The following is a 17,035-nucleotide window of genomic DNA, read 5'->3' as shown; positions in this document are numbered from 1 at the left end:
GCTACCTTTCGTCGTTGATCGGTTGAGGCGCCATCGAGGCGATGGCGCGGCAGAGTCGGTGATGCAGTGAGCCGCCGTCACGCAGCCAGTCATCCAGCGAGATGCGCACTGCGGCCATGGTGAGCGCGCCGATGAGCCGGGGCCGGGGGTCATCGACGGTGAGGTCACGTAACCGGGGGGCGACGGCTTCGGCGATGGCGGTCTCGAAGCTCAGGTAGCACAGCAGCGTCCAGGCCCGCAGGCTCAGCGAGTCGCGGGTCTGGCGTTCGATCTCGGCGATCTGACCTTCGATCTCATCGAACCCGGCCCCCAGTTCGTCGAACGCGCCGAGCAGCGCCTCGGTGGGGGAGAGCTGCTCGGGCTGGCGGCGCACCGCGTCGGTGATGGCGGAGATCCACAGGGCGGTGAAGCCCTCGGCGACGGCGTACTCCTTGGACTCGAAGTAGCGGAAGAACGTGGCTCGGGCTACCTCGGCCTCGGCGGCGATGCGGTCGGCGGTGACGGCGGCCAGGCCGTCCTGCATCACCAGCCGGGCCGCGGCGGCGGCCATCCGCTCGCGCGTCCGCTGCTGTTTGCGCAGTCGCAGGTTAGACACAGTCTCACTATAGACAAAGTCTCATTTTGTGCTCCCCATTTCGCCGAAACCAACAGACGGGCGGAAAAAGCCCAGGTCAGGTGCACCAATACGTCGATCTCGGCGGGTGCGTGGGGTACGGGGCTGTCGGTGGCCGGGATTAATGTGCTTCGTGACGCGGTTGTACACCGCGTACGATGGAAAGTCCGGTCGAACGTCGGCCGGGGTGCGAGGGGCTGAACGGTTTCGACTTCGCGCATCGAATCAAGGGAAGCGTGCCGGTGCAGGCAAATGACCACCGTAAGCGTCGTTGCAACCAATTAAGCGCCGATTCTCATCAGCGCGACTACGCCCTCGCTGCCTAAGCGACGGTGTGTCTGTCAGACCGGGAGCGCCCTCGGCCCGGACCCTGGCATCAGCTAGAGGGACAAACCTACGGGTTCGGTCGCGGGACCCGTGGGGACATCAAACAGCGACTGGGATCGTCATCCTGACTTGTTCGCGTGATCAGGAGATCCAAGTAGAGGCATAGCGAACTGCGCACGGAGAAGCCTCGAGGGAATGCCGTAGGACCCGGGTTCAATTCCCGGCAGCTCCACCGAGAGAGACAGGCCAGGCCGAAAGGCCTGGCCTGTTTTGTTTGGCAACGTCACGGCTAGCGGCTGAGCGCAACCGCTTCCAGTAGGCGCTCGATGGTGTGCAGCTGGTGGTTGTGGTCGCCGTCGATTTTGGCGAGCAGGGTGTTGATGCCGGTGCCCCGGTAGGCGTTGATGCGCTCGGCGATTTCGGTCGTGCTGCCGAGAAGATTGGTGAGTCGGCCAAGATCGAGTGGAACAGCGGCGCGGGCCTCGTCGCGGTGCCCCGATTGCCACAGCCGGCTGACTTCGGCGACCTGTTCGGCGTAGCCCAGCCGGGTAATGGCGTCGTTGTAGAAGTTCGTTCCACCGGCTCCCATGGCGCCGATGGTGAAGGCGTATCCGTCGGCGTGGCGGCGGGCCGCAGCGGCGGTGTCTTGGGCGCTCTCGTGAAACTCAACGGCGACTGGGGCGACAAGGTCGAGTTCGGCCAGGGGGCGCCCCGCCGACTCCGCGCCTTCCCGCAGGGGGTCGAGGAACGTTTCGGCGGATTCGGGGATGAAGAGGTTGCCCAACCAGCCGTCGGCGACTTCGCCGGTGAGGCGCAGGTTCTTTGGGCCCATCGCGGCGTTGTAGATCGGCACCGGCCGGGGGCGCACCAGGGGCTGTAGGGCGGCGCCTCTGCTGTCGGGCAGGGGCAGGGGATAGATCTCGCCCTCGTGCTCGAGGCGACCGCCGCCGGAGATGATGCGAATGATCTCCACGGTCTCCCGGGTGGTCTGGACGGGATGGTGGAATCGGACGCCGTGCCAACCTTCCATGACTCGGGGCCCGGACGTTCCGATGCCGAGCAGGAATCGGCCGTCGGACATTTCCTGCAGGCTCAGAGCTGAGGTGGCCAGGAGGGCGGGAGAGCGCGAACCCAGTTGGACGACGAAGGTTCCGAGCCGGATTTTTTCGGTGCACGCGGCCAGGTAGGCCAATCCGGTGAGGGCGTCATAGCCCCACACCTCGGGTACCCACAGGGAGTCGACGCCGAGTTGTTCAGCCCTCCTGGCGAATTCAGCGGATCCGGGCAGTCGCGGTTCGACCACCAAACCGATCCTCACTGTGAGCCGCCGCCCGTCTGCTCGGCGATGTAGGCCAGGTTCGCGCGCATGTTGGTCAGCCACTCCTCCAGGCGGCGCGCGACGATGCGGGCTTCTTTGTCGGGCTGGGCGGTGATGGCGAACGTCAGTCCTGATGGCGCCGGACCCATCCGGGCCCACTGACGCACGATCGACCCCTGCGAGGACGCCTCGACCTCGAATCCCCACGTCGCCCCCACGCCGGCGGGGTGGATGACATTCCACACCCATCGTCGACCGGGTTCGACTTCGGTGATCTCGCAGATGGTTTCCCACTCGCCGAGGGCCTCGTGCTTATTGCGGCCTGTGAAGCGGGCGCCAACCGCCACGTGGTCGGCGCCATCAAGCCATTCCACGCCTGCCAGTTCGGTGGAGACCCGTGCCGGCAAGGTGATGTCGGTGACGTACCGCCAGGCGGTCTCGGTGTCACAGGACAGTCGTTGGGTGGCTTCGACGGTGGGCTGATCGCGGTAGCGCATGGGTCCGCTTCCTCCGTGGCTGTAGTGGGCTTCAGTGTTGCCTGGGATCGGCTACTGGTGTTCAGGTGGCGCCAGGTCCAGGGCGGCCTCGTGGGATGCGTTCGCCGCGTCGCGATCGTCTCCCAAGCCCACGAGGATGTTGGTCATCATCGGCAGCAGAACCTGGTGTACGGGGTCGTCGAATGTCGAGAGGTGGCCGCCGAGTTCGAGGGTGACCATTCCGTGGACCGCACTCCACAGTTGCGGGGCAACGGTTTCGGAATCCTGCGGCGCGCTGACTCGACCGCTGGCCATCAGACGCCCACAGGCATTGGCGAGGTGGGAGTAGGCCAGTTGGAAGTTGTCACTGCGGCCCTGCGCTGTGGACTCGGGAGACGGCAACGGTCGGTAGCTGCCACGGGTCGACAGACCGAACATCAGGTCGTAGAGGTGCGGGTTCGCCCGAGCGAACCGACGCGACGCCAGCGCCATCGCGAAGAGGGCGGTCGCGGGGTCTTCGGTGGTCGGCACCTGCAGCAAGGCATCGCCGAGGTCGCGGAAGCCCTGGTCGACGACGGCAGCGACCAATTCGGGCAGTCCGCCCAGGTGGTGATACACCGCGATAGTGGACAGACCCGCGGCCTCTGCGACGGTGCGGACCTTGATCGCAGTAGGTCCATCGACGGCCAGCAGTTCGATAGCCGCCGCCACCAGATGACTGATGGCCTGTTCGTTATCGAGACGGGTGACCGGCTCCTTGCGCTTGCCGTCGGCGGTGGGACTCGTTGCCGCCTTGGCGGGCTTGGGCATGGTCGAGACCTCTGTCCTCAGTCGATGGCTGTGGAGAACGTGATCGGCGCGGCGATGGGCTGCGCTGCTGGAACGTGCGTCATCGCGTACTCCGCAAGGGCAGTGATGGTCAGGGCCGGGTTGACGCCCGGGTTGGCCGGCAGCGCCGAACCGTCGCAGATCAGCATATTCCGGTACCCGTAGACGTTTAGCTTCTGGTCCACGACACCGTGCGCCGCGTCGGCGCCGAGGGCCGCGCCGCCGAGCAAGTGCGCGGTCGTAGGGATGTTGGCGAGAGCTTCGAGGATGTTGCTCTGGGCGATGCCGCCGGTGCGCTCGGCGAGCCACCGTGCTGCCTGGTTGCCGATGTCGATGTAGGTGGGGTTCGGTCTGTCCGTGTTCTGGACGGTGGCCAATCGGTAGCCTCGGCCGAAGCGTCGCTTGCGCGCACGGAAGCCGATTGCGTTGTCGTGTGACTGCATCACCAACAGCATCACCATGCGACGGCTCCAGCCGACGGGCCATAGCGTGCGCAGCCACTGCATCGGGTGGGCCGCGATGGCGGCGAGCCACTTCAGCGGACGGGTGGCACGGGTGCCGTCTCCGACAAGCACCGTGTAGAGCAGCCCGAGCATGTCCGCCCTCGGACCGTAGGTGAGGAACTCGATATGTGTGTCGGCGTCGACATGCACGCTGCTGCTGGCGGTGACATCACGCCAGGTGCCGCGGTCCTCGGGCAGCCGCACCGTGAGGACGGATTCGCTGTTGGTGCGGACCAATTGGCCGAGCCGATCGCTGATGCGGGGCAGTGATCCGCCGTGTTTGCAATTGGCCAGCAGTTCGTTGGTGCCCAGCGCTCCGCCGGCAAAGACGACCCCGCCGGTGGTGTAGGTCTGGCGATTGCGATGTCGGCCCCCACGAGGGTGTTCGGTAGTGACCTGGTATCCGTCGCGGCCGTCCGGGTTACCCAGTGGGGTTACGTCGACGACTTGATGTTCGGGCAGGATCTGTACGCCGTTGCGTTCGGCGAACCATAGGTAGTTCTGGGTCAGTGAGTTCACCGCGCCGACTCTGCAGCCGACCATGCAGGCACCGCAGCGGGTGCAGCCGGTCCGATCGGGGCCCGCCCCGCCGAAGTACGGGTCGGGCACTGTCTTTCCGGGCTCGCCGAAGAAGACTCCGGTTGGTGCGCGGGTGACGGTGTTCTCGGTGCCGAAGTACCGTCCCATGTCCCGGATCCACTGCTGATGCACGGAATCGAACGGGACGGGGCCGACGCCCAGCATCCGCTCGGCGGTGGCGTAGTGCGCGGCAAGCAGGCTCTCCCAGTCGCCCAGTTCGCTCCATTGGGGAGAGTCGAAGAACTCCTTCTTTGCGCGGTACAGCACCCCGCCGTAGACGAGGCTGCCGCCGCCGACCCCGCTTTGGGAGGGCAGGGCGATATGACGGAACACCGTGGTGCGCATGATCCCGAGCTTGCCGAGCCTGGGCGCCCAGGTGAACTTGTCGGACTGCCAGGCTGATGACGGCAGATCGTCCGGCCGGTACCGCCGACCGCGTTCGAGCACGCCGACGCGAAAGCCTTTCTCGGACAGTCTCAATGCGGATACACTGCCGCCGAAACCGGACCCGATCACCAGCCAGTCGAAGTCGAGGTCGCTCATGGCGTTCCCTTGGCGTGGGCGGCGCGCAGCGGTGTCTTGTCGATCTTCCCGATGGCGTTCTTCGGAATGGCCTCGGTGACAATGATCCTCGTCGGTCTCTTGTAACCGGCGAGGCTGCGCGCGCACAGTGCGTGCAACTCGTCGGGATCGACGGTGGCATCTGGACGCGGGGAGACGTAGGCGATCACGACCTCGCCCCATTTCTCGTCGGGTGCGCCGATCGCCGCGGCTTCCAGCACCGACGCATGGCCGGCCAGCACATCCTCGATCTCGCGGGGATAGATGTTCTCGCCGCCGCGGATGATCATGTCCTTCGAACGCCCGGTCAGGGTCAGGTAGCCGTCGCTATCGAGGTGGCCGATGTCCCCGGTGTGTAGCCACCCGTCGATGACGGTGTGGGCGGTGTCCTCGGGACGTCCGAGGTAGCCGCGCATGACGTTGGGTCCGGCGACCAGCACCTCGCCATCGATACCGGTGGAGACGTCCGCCCCAGTGCCGTCGATGATCCGGATCCGCTGACCCGGCAGCACCTTGCCTACAGTCCCGGCGCGCGGGCGATCAGGGGGATTGAGCGTGGAGGCGCAGGTGCCCTCGGACAGTCCGTAACCCTCGATCACCGGAAATCCATAGCGGGATTCGAAGCGACTCAACAACTCCGGCGAAGCAGGTGCGGCACCGCAGATCGCGAACCGCACCGACGAAGTATCCGGGGTGACGTCCGCGGGCAGCGCGGCCAACATGGTGTAGATGGTCGGCACCGCGCTGAAGTAGGTGGGCCTCTCGGTTTCGACCACCGGGAAGAACGTCGTGGGATCGAACCTGTCGGCGATCATGACACTGGCACCGGCCAGCAGAGGATTGACCACACTGACGACGATGCCGTTGACGTGAAACAGGGGCAGGATGAGCAGGCAGCGATCGGAGGGTCCGAGAGACAGCGCATCGCGACTCATGGCCGCCATTGCGTCGAGGTTGGCGTGGTCGAGCATGACGCCCTTGGGGGTGCCTGTGGTTCCGCTGGTGTAGATCAACAGCGCCAGGGCGTGCGGATCTGCGTGCGGAGTGAGTGTGGAACGGTCGATCGTGGTGGTCAGTTCACCAACGGTGAGGATGGGTACGTCGGCTCCGATCGGTGCCGCGCCGCCGTCGTCGACCACCAGTAGCCGTGCGGAGGAGTCAGCGAGTTGACGGGCCACCTCGCCATCGTTGAGTGCGGGGTTGACCGGGGTGACTGCCGCGCCTATCCGCCAGGCCGCGAACAAGGCGACGACGAACTCGACGCGGTTGCGCAGCTTCACCGCAACCACGTCCGCGACGCCGATTCCGCTATCGCGCAGTTGATGTGCAGCGGCGTTCACCTGATCGCGCAGCTCGGCATTGGTCAACCGCTGCCTGAGGTCGGCGACCGCCGGTCCGGCCGGATCCGCAGCGGCCCGGCGGTCGGGTAGCGTGGCGAGGTTCATGACGCGCCGATTCCGCTATCGCGCAGTTGATGTGCAGCGGCGTTCCCCTGATCGCGCAGCTCGGCATTGGTCAACCGCTGCCTGAGGTCGGCGACCGCCGGTCCGGCCGGATCCGCAGCGGCCCGGCGGTCGGGTAGCGTGGCGAGGTTCATGACGGCGATGTGACCGGGTGCAGGTGCCGGGTGAGGAACGCGGCCTGGTCGGAGACCAGCTGCTCGAATGCGTCGCCGAGGTAGAACTCGAAATGCCCTGCGCTGTAGTGCTTGATCTCACCGCGGGGTGCGGTCCTGGCGTAGCGCTCGGTTTCTTGAGGTGGGGTGACCGAGTCGGTGTCGCTGATGCAGAACAGGATTGGAGCCACGATCTTGTGGGCCTGTTTTCCGGGCCGATATCGCATGATCGTCGGAGCCACGCGGGCGGCGACTTCGTTGCGGAACGTGCTGTTCTTCGGTAGCAGGGCCTGGTAACCGGGCAGAGCGTCGGGCGCGTTCATCAGAGCCAGCGACCCGGGCGGGCCCGCCAGCGGAATCATCGCAGGTGGACGCCGACGCAGGATCGACAGGTAGTCCTTGGCGACCAGGGGAAGAACCTTGAGCGAGGCCAGCGGTCCCAACGCCATCGCCGATGCCAGACCATCGGTGAACGGACACTGCGCCACAGCGGCTTTCAGCTCTGGATGCCGTGAGGCGACGGTGACCGCATGCCCGCCACCGAACGAGCTGCCCCACACCGCGATGCGGGTGCCGTCGACCTCAGGCCGGCCCTTCACATAAGCGATGACGGCATCCCAGTCCTCCAGTTGTCGCTTGATCGACAGTAGCTGCCGGGGTTCGCCGGTGCTGTCGCCAAAGTGGCGGTAGGTGAAGGCCAGCGCCGCGATGCCGGCCTCGGCGAAACGTTCGGCGAAGGCGTCCAGGCGCATCTCCCGCGTCGCGCCCAGGCCGTGGCCCAGGATCACGACCGGTGGCTTGGTCACACCAGTGGGAAGGTAGAGCCAGCCCGCGCAGGTGTCCGCGCCGGACGGTATCGAGACATCATGACGGTTGACCGACGGCGTGCTCATCGGGTTACCGCCGCGGCATTGCGGCCGATCGCCGGTACGCTGCCGGATTCCAGGGCTTGCTCGTAGGTATCGCCGTGATACAGCGGCAATTCGCCGACGGATTCGGTGTCGTCGAGGTACTGCAACATCAATTGTTGGCCGTGCGTCGACTGGTCGAGGCCCAGGAACTCGGTGCGTTCCATGTGCAAACCCTCCGGCAGCGTCATCGAGCCACCGAGGTAGACCGAGCGTTTGATCGCCCGGATCGACGCTTTGCTTCGCCGACCGAGGTATTCGGCCACCTCCACTGCCCGCGACACCACGTGCTCGGTTGGGACCACTTCGTCGACCGCGCCGTTGGCCAGCGCCTGCGCGGGCGAGAACGGCTTGCCCTCGAGGATTGCGACGAGCGCCTTGTGCGTGCCGATCAGCCGGGGGAGCCGTTGGGAACCGCCGCCGCCGGGCATGATGCCCAGCAGGACCTCGGGCTGGCCGATAAAGAACGTGTCGTCGTCGCTCATGATCCGCAGATCGCACGCCCACGCGAACTCGGCGCCGAGACCGAGTGCGGACCCGTTGAGAGCCGCGACGAAAACGACTCCGCTGCCGTTCATCCGCAGGAATGTGTTGTGCAGTCGATCCAGTTGGGCCACACCGCGCATCGGCGTCTTTTGCACCACGGGATCCAGTGCGCGGGCGTGGTCGACGCCGCGGGCCATCCGCAGCACTGCCGAGGCCGCGCGCCTGGGCAGTTCCGGCACGGCAGCACCTTCGGCCTGCAGCCATCGGACATCAGCGTGGCTGACGAAGCGGCCGTCACGCGCACCGGTGAAGACCACCGCGTGCACGTTGGGATCTTTGTCGGCCCGGTCGACCAACGCATCGAGCTGGTCGGCGATCTGGACGCCGAACAAGCTGTGCGGCCCGCCGTCCAGTGTTGCGACCAGCACCGAGCCGCGGTCCTCGATCACGATCTCGCCTCTTGCCTGCTGTGACATGGCTGTCCTTCCGGGTTTCTATAACTTCGTTATAGTCACTATAACGAAGTTATAGAAGAATGCAATGGGGTTGCGGGCATTGCTTCGGCCGGTTCGACCCCGGCGTTGCGGGATGGGCCGTTGACCGCGAGCAGGTGACGACCGACAAGTCGCCTAGGAAGCGGCGCCCGCGACTGTGATGACGACCTTGCCCTTGGCATGTCCCGCTGCCACGCGAGCGATCGCCTCGTTGGTGCCACTGAACGGGAGTACGGAGTCGATGACCGGTCGGATCACGCCGCGGTCGATCAGATCGGCAATCGCCTGAAGTTCGGCGCCGTCGGCCTTCATGAACAGAAACGAGTACTCGACGCCGAGTTTGCGTGCCTTCCGCCGGACCCCGGCGCTCATCATTCTCAGCAGCGCGGCCACCGGCCACGGTGCACCGACTTCCCGGGCGAAGTGATGATCGGGCGGTCCGCTGATCGAGATCACGTGACCGCCGCGTTTCAGTACCCGGAGCGATTTCGCCAGCTCGGCGCTGTCCTGGCTGTGAACCACCACGTCGTAGTCGTGCAGAATCTCCGCGAAATCCTGTGTTTTGTAATCGATCACGACATCGGCGCCGAGGCTCTTGACCAACTCGAAGCTCCGGGCACTGCATGTGGTTGCCACCGTTGCGCCCAGGTGCTTGGCCAGCTGGATGGCGATGGTTCCCACGCCGCCCGTACCGGCCTGGATGAACACCCGCTGTCCGGGTTTCACGTCAGCGATGTCGACCAGAGCTTGCCAAGCGGTCAGAGCGACCAAAGGAACGGCCGCGGCCTCCGCCATGCTGAGGCTGGCAGGTTTGTGTGCCAGATCCTTTTCGTCGACGGCGATGAACTCGGCGAAAGTCCCGATGCGGTCCTTGTCGGGACGCGCGTAGACCCGGTCGCCCGCTTTGAACTGGGATACCCGCGGCCCCACCTGCGCCACCACACCTGCGAGATCGTTGCCCAATATCAGCGGAAATCCATATTTGAGAACGAGTTTGAATTCGCCGTCACGGATCTTGGCGTCAAGCAGATTGACCCCTGCAGCGTGTACAGCTACCAGCACGTCGTGGTCACCCAGGACCGGGACAGGGACCTCGGCCGCCCGAAGGTCGGCGTTCTTCGCGTACCGATCAACCACAAATGCCTTCACGGCCCGGTCCTTTCATCACTGTTCATCGGGTAGCCCGAACTTGAGACCGCCATAGGTTGTCGAACAGTGGGCGTCATCTCGATGTGGTCGCGGCTGCCAGCGCCGCATCGCTGATCGCAGTTGGTGTGAAGGCCACGATCGCCTTCTGGGCGCGGCTGGCCACATCCAGCAGGTAGCGACGCTTCGGGCGCCTCGATGTCAACGCGTGGTCGACGGCCTTGGTGACCTTCTTGGGGTCGGCGGCGAGCTTCTGCATGCGGCTCAACAGCTTTCTTGTTCCGGCGAGGTGCGAGGCATACAGGCGGCGGTGGTCGTCGTCGAGATGCTCGACCATCCGATCGTGGTCGCCGAGGACGTCGGCCCACATATCGGTGCGGATTGGCCCGGGTTCGACGAGCGAAACCGGGATCTTCCAGAGCCGCAACTCCATCCGGAGTGCATCGGCCAGGGATTCGATCGCGTACTTCGATGCGCTGTAGGCGCCGGTGCCGGGTGTCGTGATCAGCCCGCTGACCGATGAGATGAACACAATCCGCCCCCGGGATGCGCGGATTTTCGGAAGCACTGCCTGCGTCACTGCGATCTGCGAGATGACGTTGACGTCGAGCTGCTTGGTCAGGTCGTCAAGCGTCAAACCCTCCACCGGCCCGTTGACGATGATGCCGGCGTTGTTGACGACCCCGTTGAGCTCAGGCGGAAGTTGGTCGGGAAGCGCGGCTATCGCAGCCCGATCGGTGATGTCGAGTGGCACCGCGTGCACTTTGGGTAAGCGGTCCAGGCTCTGCAGTGCGGCGTCGGATCGGGCGGTGGCATAGACGTCCCAACCACGCCGGCTCATGTGCTCGGTGATCGCCAGGCCGATTCCGCGGCCCGCTCCGGTAACCAATACGGAAGGCATGTCTGTTCTTCTCTCTTATCGTGCGATGGGTGTGGTCGGGACGTCACCGCTGCTTGGAAGCAAGACGCCGCTGCCAGATCAACAGGAGTGGCCCGCCAACGGCCTCGAGTGCGATCGCCGCCACCGTGACGGGGTGCGGTCTGCCGCGTTGCTGCCACGATCGCAGCCGTGCCAGGCCACCGAGACCGATTGTGATGATCGCGAACGAGAGTGCGGGCGAGCGCTCTACATGTCCTAGCTGAGACCAGATAACCGGTCCCACAGCGAATTTGAACACGTTGGCGTACCGCAGCGAACTGTCCACGGTCGGTGTCACGTCCGGAGAGCCACCCGGAACGCCCTGCGGGCCCCTGACAATTTCTCCCATTGCGCTGGCCATGGGTATCGCCGCGAGTGCCCCCAGCGTCCATTGCAGTCGTCGGCGACTGCCACTACTGCGCTGCATGACGTCCAGCTCCTTATCCGTCGGGTGTCTACCGACGTGGCCTAAGCGATCGGTTTGCTCAGCTCTGCCTTGACCAGGCGAGTCATCTCATCGGCCAGCACTTCGTTGGCTCCGGATTCGATGCCGTCGAGTACCTGCCGGATGACATCCTCCGGGCGAGACTTGGCGCTATCGGGTGCGAAGGACGCCATATCGGTGTCCACCAGGCCGACGTAGACGCCCACCACCTGAACGCCACGCGGCGTCAACTCGGCTCGCATGGCGTTGGTGGCGCTCCACAGCGCGGCTTTGGACACTCCGTAGCTGCCGCCGGGCATCCACGCGAGTACCGAGGAGACGTTGACGATCGCGCCCTTGTGATCGGCGATCCGGTCGGCGAACGTCGCGGCCAACGCCAGCGGGCCGAACAGGTTGGTCTCCAACTCCTCGCGCAACGCAGTGGAGTCGGGTTGCAGAACCGGTGTCATGCGCGCGATGCCGGCATTGTTGATCAGCACGCCGAGGTCGGTGGCGACCTCGGCGGCGGCGGCGATCGACGCCGCATCGGTCACGTCGAGTGGCAGCGGGATGACGCGGGGATCGTCGTGGTCGATGGTGCGCGGGTCCCGAGCGGCGGCGTAGACCTTGGCGGCCCCGCGGTCGAGTAGTTGTGTGACGTACTCGTGGCCCATGCCGCGGTTGGCCCCGGTGACGAGGACGGCCTGTCCGTGGAGCGCCGTCACAGCACTAATCCAGCAGCTGAATTGCTCTGGGGGAATGAGAGATTTTTCATCAGGAGCGCTTTCGGGAGTGGGTGGATGGTGGACGTTGCGTGCGGCTCAGGATCGTTTGGGCGTTGGCCATACCGGATTCGAGGATCTCGTTGGAGAACGCACGGTCGGTCACGGCGCGTGCCAGTTGCATGGTGGCTACCAGGATCGTGAAAAGTCCGATCGCGTCCGACCGCGCCGAGGAGGGATCGTCTGGAGACAACCCGGCGGCCACCAGGTCGACGACATCCTGCATCGCCTGGGTGTAGGAGCGCCGGGTGGCCGTGTCGCAGCGGCCGATTTCGTCGAGCAGAGCGGCGGATGGGCATCCGGTTTCCGGATGGTCACGGTGCTGTGGTGACAGGTACTCGCCGACGAATGCCTCCAGCTCCGCTCTGTTCGGCGACGAGCCGATGGTCGCCAGCCACCCGTGCATCTGGTCGGCCACGACGTTAGCGACCAGATCGTCCTTCGATGTGAAGTGCGCGTAGAACGCGCCGTTGGTCAGCTGCGCGTCCGACATGATCGCGGCGATGCCCGAACTGTCGATGCCGTCGCGCTTGAACCTGCGACCGGCGGTTTCGAGAATCCGCTTACGTGTCTCGTTCTTGTGCTCTGCGGTGTAGCGCGCCACCGTCACCTCCCTAGTCGTCATCGGCTTCTTGCACATCGTAGCGCATTGACTTACGATCATAATATTACAGTCGTAATTCAATCAAGAGTTAGGTGCCTGCCGATGACTGACCTGCGTGACCCCATAACGCTGCCCTGCGGGTTGGTGCTGCCGAACCGGATCATGAAGGCTTCGATGAGCGAGGCGCTCGCCGACTCGACCCACGCCCCAGGTGCGCGCCTCGAACAGCTGTACCGCACCTGGAGTCACGGGGGGTACGGGCTGCTGATCACCGGCAACGTTATGGTCGACCGCACTCAACTGGGCGAACCCGGAAATGTGGTAATCGAGGACGACCGAGACCTCGACGCGCTCACGCGGTGGTCGAAATCCGCGCACGACGGCGGGGTGCCGATCTGGGCCCAGCTCAATCACCCTGGTCGGCAGTCGAATCCGTTGGCCATCGGCCACACCCCGGTTGCTCCGAGTGCGGTGCCGTTGAATCTGCCCGGCGCGGCGACACCGCGCGAACTGACCGCCGCGGAGATCGAGGACATCATCGACCGATTCGCGACGGCGGCGGCGGTCTGCGAGACAGCCGGATTCGACGGCGTCCAGATTCACGGTGCGCACGGCTATCTCGTCACGCAGTTCCTCTCGCCGCTGTCGAACCTGCGCACCGACGAGTGGGGCGGCGACCCGGTGCGACGGATGCGGTTCCTGCTCGAGATCGTCCGCCGGATCCGCGCCCGGGTGTCACCCGGTTTCGCAGTCGGCGTGAAGCTCAACTCCGCGGACTTCCAGCGCGGCGGGTTCAGCGAGGAGGAATCCCGTGCTGTGGTGGCCGCCTTGGCCGGCGAGGGTATCGACCTGCTCGAGATCAGCGGTGGCAACTATGAATCGCCCGCGATGGCGGGCTCGGCCGCGGCGAGCACCCGGGCCCGCGAGGCGTACTTCCTGGAGTATGCCCGAACGGTGCGGCAGATCGCCGGGGGAGTGCCCTTGGCGGTGACCGGCGGATTCCGCTCGCGCGCAGCCATGCAGGAGGCGTTGCAATCGGGGGACTGCGACGTGATCGGCATCGCTCGTCCGGCGGCCATCGATCCCGGCGCCGCGGAGGCCATCCTGTCTGAGCGCCAGCCGGTGCTGACGACCCGTGAACTGAGTTACGGGATTCCCAAGGCGCTGAAGGCGATCGATGGCAAGACGCTCGACGGCTTGCTGAATATCGGTTGGCACACCGATCAGCTGCAGCGGATGGGCGCCGGGAAAGAACCTGACCTCAAACGTGGCCGTCTTGCCACCACGATTGCATTGCTGCGCCGCAACGGCACCGTATCGCGGCGTCCCAAGCGCGGTGTCCGATGAAGACGCCCGGCTACGAACTGCGCGACAAGGTCGTCCTCATCACCGGTGGAACCGGCGGAATCGGCAGTGCCACAGCATGCGAACTGCTGCGCCGCGGCGCAAAGGTGGCCATCGCCGACCTCGACCCCCGGACCCCTCAGATCGCAGCGGCGATGTCGTCGACGTCGGCCATGGGGGTGGTTGCCGACGTTCGTGCCCGCGAGACTCTCGACGCCGCCGTGGATGCCGTCGTGGATCGCTTCGGCCGCCTCGACGTCGCGATCGCCAACGCGGGCATCCTGGCTCAAACCGGGACATTGCGCACCACACCGCTGTCCTCGGTCGAGTCCCTCCTGGCGGTGAACGTCACCGGTGTGGTCAACACCGTTCAGGCCGCAATGAGTCAGGTCATCGCAACCCGCGGCCAAATCGCCTTGATCAGTTCGGTGTTCGCATTCGTCAACGGGATGGGCACCATTCCCTACGCCATGAGCAAGGCCGCCGTGGAGCAACTCGGCCGAGGATTGCGGGTGGAACTCGCCAACCATGGCGTCTCCACCCTGGTCGCCTACTTCTCGATGGTGAACACCGCGATGATCACGCAGGGCCTGGACGGCGATCCGCTGGTCGACCGACTGCTCGCGACGATGCCGCAGACCATGTTGAAGCGCATCGCGCCCGAAACCGCCGCGACTGCCCTCGTCGACGGACTTGCCCGTCGATCAACGACGGTCTTCGCACCCTCCCGGTGGAAGCCGCTGTCGGCGCTTCGCGGCTTGGTCAACCCTGTGCTGGATGCCCGGATGAGCCGCGATCTTCGGACACAGGCCGCACTGTCGGCACTCGACACGCGACCCGCCACGGAGAAGGCACCCGAATCGAAAGGCACACCGTGACAACCTGGAAAGACACCCCTACTCGCAAAGTCAACGTCGACGGCGTCGACTTCGCCTACCGGGAACTCGGGACAGGATCGGGCGTTCCGGTGGTGTTCCTGCACCACCTGACCGCGGTTCTCGACGACTGGGATCCGCGCATCATCGACGGCATCGCCGAACACCACCGCGTGATCGCGTTCGACAACCGCGGCGTCGGGGCCACCGGCTCCTCGGTACCCGGGACCGTCGAGCAGATGGGGACCGACGCGATCGCCTTCATCCGCGCCATGGGACTCGACTACGTCGACCTGTTCGGCTTCTCCCTCGGCGGTGGTGTCGCACAGATGATTGCGCTCCAACAGCCGCAACTGGTCCGCCGGATGATCCTGGCCGGCACCGGCCCGCGCGGTGGGGGCGGCATCGACAAGATGGCCACCATCGTCGGCACCGCCTATCTCAAAGCAGCGCTCACCCGCAGTGATCCGAGGAACTTCCTGTTCTTCCCCCGCACGCCCGAAGGCAAACGCGCCGCGGCCGACTACCTGAATCGCCTTCAGGAGCGCACGTACGACCGCGATAAGGGAATCTCCCTGCAGGCCCGGATCGGCCAGATCAGGGCAATCCGGCACGCCGGCAAGTCCGCACCCGACGATCTCTCGGTCATCACCCAGCCCGTCCTGATCGCCAACGGAGACCACGACCTGATGGTCGACAGCAGCCACTCTGCCGACATGGCCCGCCGACTGCCCAACGCACGACTCATCATCTATCCCAATTCCGGGCACGGCGGGGTGTTCCAGTACCACCAGACGTTCCTCGCCGAGGCGCTGCGTTTTCTCGGTGACGACCCCACCCACAACAACGAAGGCGAACAATGACCAACCTCCACAGCGCCGCTCGGCCGATCCGGCACTACCGCGACGCGCCGACCCGCTCGATCAGCGCCGCAGGCGTGAACTTCGCCTACCGGGAACTGGGCCCCAAAAGCGAAGTGCCCGTTGTATTCCTGGTTCATTTGGCCGCCAACCTGGACAACTGGGATCCGGCCGTCATCGACCCGATCGCCGAGCACCATCACGTCATCACCGTCGACTACCGCGGTGTCGGAGCTTCCACAGGCAAAGCACCGCTCACCGTCGAGGCGATGGCCGAGGACATTGCCGCCTTCATTCGGGCACTGGGCCACCGCAAGGTCGACATCCTGAGCTTCTCCCTCGGCGGCATGGTCGCCCAGGCGCTCGTGCTCAAGCACCCCGAACTCGTGCGCAAACTGATCCTCACCGGCACAGGACCGGCCGGCGGAAAGGGAATCGACAAGGTCGCTGGGCTGACCTACTACGACACGTTGCGCGCTACGCTCAGCCGCAAGGACCCCAAGGAGTTCCTGTTCTTCAATCGCGACGAGACTGGCCGGCGAACGGCGCGCGAGTTCGTCGACCGCCTCAAGGAACGCACCCGGGACCGCGATAGAGCCGTCACTGTCCCGGTGCTTCAACGGCAACTCAAAGCGATCAAACGATGGGGGCGCTCGACGCCGGCCGACCTGTCGAGGATCAGCCAACCCACCCTGATCGCCAACGGCGACCACGACCGGATGGTGCCCACGGTTCTGTCCGACGACCTACACCGCCGCATCCCCGGCTCACAGCTCATCATCTATCCGAATTCCGGACACGGCGGAATCTTCCAGTACCACAACGCATTCGTGCCGTTGGTGCTGCGATTTCTCGCTGACGGGGATCCGCAGTGACGCAACGTGAGACCACCGTCCGGTGGCGCGATCCCGCACCCGCGCTGACTGCCCTTCCCGCGCTGAGCGGGATCGACTTCATGAAAAAGATGGCGGCCGGCGAACTCCCTGGTGCGCCCATGGCCAGTCACTTCGCGATGGACGTGATCGACGTGGAATCCGGCGCCGTCACGTTCCGGTGCATTCCTGATGCATCGCACTACAACCCGGTCGGCACGGTCCATGGCGGCCTGGTGTGCACGCTGCTGGACTCCGCCCTCGGGTGTGCCACTCACACGACGCTCCCTGCGGGTATGGGTTACACGTCGATCGAGATCAAGGTCAACTATCTGCGGCCAGTCGCGGCCGGCACCGGCGCCTTGACGTGCAACGGGCGGGTCACCAAGCCAGGGCGGCGGGTCGCCTTCGCCGAGGGCGAGGTCCTGGACAGCGAAGGCAGGGTGGTGGCAACTGCCTCCGGCAGCCTGTTGGTCTTCCCACTCCAGGACAGGTGACCGG

At 65.4% G+C, this 17,035-nt stretch carries 19 protein-coding genes and 1 other RNA gene; 6 read left to right on the top strand and 14 right to left on the bottom strand.

The annotated features are described in order from the left end of the window. Position 1 precedes the first annotated feature (1 nt). Complete coding sequence (locus tag BN3385_RS26655; RefSeq protein ID WP_082690667.1) at positions 2-550, bottom strand: TetR family transcriptional regulator; 549 nt, start codon at positions 548-550, stop codon at positions 2-4. Between the two features lie 256 nt (positions 551-806). On the opposite strand from BN3385_RS26655, the gene ssrA reads away from it, so the two are divergent. Beyond that, positions 807-1,175: a transfer-messenger RNA gene (gene ssrA, locus BN3385_RS27910) on the top strand. A 54-nt stretch (positions 1,176-1,229) separates the two neighbouring features. On the opposite strand, the gene BN3385_RS26650 is transcribed toward ssrA, so the two are convergent. From BN3385_RS26650 to BN3385_RS26595, 13 genes are all read right to left on the bottom strand, one after another. After that, on the bottom strand, positions 1,230-2,243 hold the full coding sequence (locus BN3385_RS26650; protein ID WP_082690790.1) for an LLM class flavin-dependent oxidoreductase: 1,014 nt from the start codon (positions 2,241-2,243) through the stop codon (positions 1,230-1,232). An 11-nt stretch (positions 2,244-2,254) separates the two neighbouring features. Next, positions 2,255-2,755 carry an SRPBCC family protein gene (locus BN3385_RS26645; protein ID WP_059021507.1) on the bottom strand — a complete coding sequence of 167 codons (501 nt, stop codon included), beginning with the start codon at positions 2,753-2,755 and terminating at the stop codon, positions 2,255-2,257. Positions 2,756-2,806: 51 nt separating this feature from the next. Beyond that, the gene (locus BN3385_RS26640) at positions 2,807-3,544 is read right to left on the bottom strand and encodes a TetR/AcrR family transcriptional regulator (protein ID WP_082690666.1); all 738 of its coding nucleotides are present in this window, start codon (positions 3,542-3,544) and stop codon (positions 2,807-2,809) included. 17 nt (positions 3,545-3,561) lie between these two features. Continuing rightward, a complete protein-coding gene (locus tag BN3385_RS26635; protein WP_059021505.1) occupies positions 3,562-5,187 on the bottom strand; it encodes a GMC family oxidoreductase in 1,626 nt (541 codons plus the stop codon). Then, a complete protein-coding gene (locus BN3385_RS26630) occupies positions 5,184-6,650 on the bottom strand; it encodes a class I adenylate-forming enzyme family protein (RefSeq protein ID WP_059021503.1) in 1,467 nt (488 codons plus the stop codon). Before BN3385_RS26630 ends, BN3385_RS26635 begins: the two co-directional genes overlap by 4 nt. Beyond that, a complete protein-coding gene (locus BN3385_RS28435) occupies positions 6,647-6,802 on the bottom strand; it encodes a hypothetical protein (protein WP_156432895.1) in 156 nt (51 codons plus the stop codon). Before BN3385_RS28435 ends, BN3385_RS26630 begins: the two co-directional genes overlap by 4 nt. Next, entirely contained in the window at positions 6,799-7,713 is a 915-nt protein-coding gene (locus BN3385_RS26625; RefSeq protein WP_059021501.1) for an alpha/beta hydrolase, read from the bottom strand. The genes BN3385_RS28435 and BN3385_RS26625 overlap by 4 nt, the downstream gene beginning before the upstream one ends. Next, positions 7,710-8,690, bottom strand: coding sequence for an enoyl-CoA hydratase/isomerase family protein (locus BN3385_RS26620; protein ID WP_059021499.1), 981 nt, complete (start codon positions 8,688-8,690; stop codon positions 7,710-7,712). Before BN3385_RS26620 ends, BN3385_RS26625 begins: the two co-directional genes overlap by 4 nt. A 153-nt stretch (positions 8,691-8,843) precedes the next feature. After that, positions 8,844-9,857, bottom strand: coding sequence for an NADP-dependent oxidoreductase (locus tag BN3385_RS26615; RefSeq protein ID WP_059021493.1), 1,014 nt, complete (start codon positions 9,855-9,857; stop codon positions 8,844-8,846). 73 nt (positions 9,858-9,930) lie between these two features. Then, positions 9,931-10,755 (bottom strand): SDR family oxidoreductase, encoded by an 825-nt coding sequence (locus tag BN3385_RS26610; RefSeq protein WP_059021492.1) that lies wholly within the window; start codon positions 10,753-10,755, stop codon positions 9,931-9,933. A gap of 43 nt (positions 10,756-10,798) precedes the next feature. Further along, entirely contained in the window at positions 10,799-11,200 is a 402-nt protein-coding gene (locus BN3385_RS26605; RefSeq protein ID WP_082690665.1) for a DUF4345 domain-containing protein, read from the bottom strand. A 41-nt stretch (positions 11,201-11,241) separates the two neighbouring features. Further along, positions 11,242-11,922: an SDR family oxidoreductase gene (locus tag BN3385_RS26600; RefSeq protein ID WP_059021491.1), complete on the bottom strand. Its 681-nt coding sequence runs from the start codon at positions 11,920-11,922 to the stop codon at positions 11,242-11,244. 49 nt (positions 11,923-11,971) lie between these two features. Continuing rightward, positions 11,972-12,604, bottom strand: coding sequence for a TetR/AcrR family transcriptional regulator (locus BN3385_RS26595; RefSeq protein WP_231748827.1), 633 nt, complete (start codon positions 12,602-12,604; stop codon positions 11,972-11,974). 81 nt (positions 12,605-12,685) lie between these two features. On the opposite strand from BN3385_RS26595, the gene BN3385_RS26590 reads away from it, so the two are divergent. The 5 genes from BN3385_RS26590 to BN3385_RS26570 are packed head-to-tail and all read left to right on the top strand — an operon-like array spanning position 12,686 to position 17,031. Next, positions 12,686-13,930, top strand: coding sequence for an NADH:flavin oxidoreductase/NADH oxidase family protein (locus BN3385_RS26590; protein WP_059021490.1), 1,245 nt, complete (start codon positions 12,686-12,688; stop codon positions 13,928-13,930). After that, entirely contained in the window at positions 13,927-14,805 is an 879-nt protein-coding gene (locus BN3385_RS26585) for an SDR family NAD(P)-dependent oxidoreductase (RefSeq protein WP_059021488.1), read from the top strand. Before BN3385_RS26590 ends, BN3385_RS26585 begins: the two co-directional genes overlap by 4 nt. Further along, a complete protein-coding gene (locus BN3385_RS26580; RefSeq protein WP_059021486.1) occupies positions 14,802-15,665 on the top strand; it encodes an alpha/beta fold hydrolase in 864 nt (287 codons plus the stop codon). Before BN3385_RS26585 ends, BN3385_RS26580 begins: the two co-directional genes overlap by 4 nt. Continuing rightward, positions 15,662-16,537 carry an alpha/beta fold hydrolase gene (locus tag BN3385_RS26575; RefSeq protein WP_059021483.1) on the top strand — a complete coding sequence of 292 codons (876 nt, stop codon included), beginning with the start codon at positions 15,662-15,664 and terminating at the stop codon, positions 16,535-16,537. Before BN3385_RS26580 ends, BN3385_RS26575 begins: the two co-directional genes overlap by 4 nt. Continuing rightward, positions 16,534-17,031, top strand: a complete 498-nt coding sequence (locus BN3385_RS26570) for a PaaI family thioesterase (protein WP_059021481.1) — start codon at positions 16,534-16,536, stop codon at positions 17,029-17,031. Before BN3385_RS26575 ends, BN3385_RS26570 begins: the two co-directional genes overlap by 4 nt. The last annotated feature ends 4 nt before the right edge of the window (positions 17,032-17,035 follow it).

Origin of the sequence: Mycobacterium sp. M26 (assembly GCF_001494595.1) — a bacterium.
GTDB lineage: Bacteria > Actinomycetota > Actinomycetes > Mycobacteriales > Mycobacteriaceae > Mycobacterium.
The sequence above is the reverse complement of the archived record's forward strand: the minus strand, read 5'-3'. Positions and strand labels throughout refer to the sequence as shown.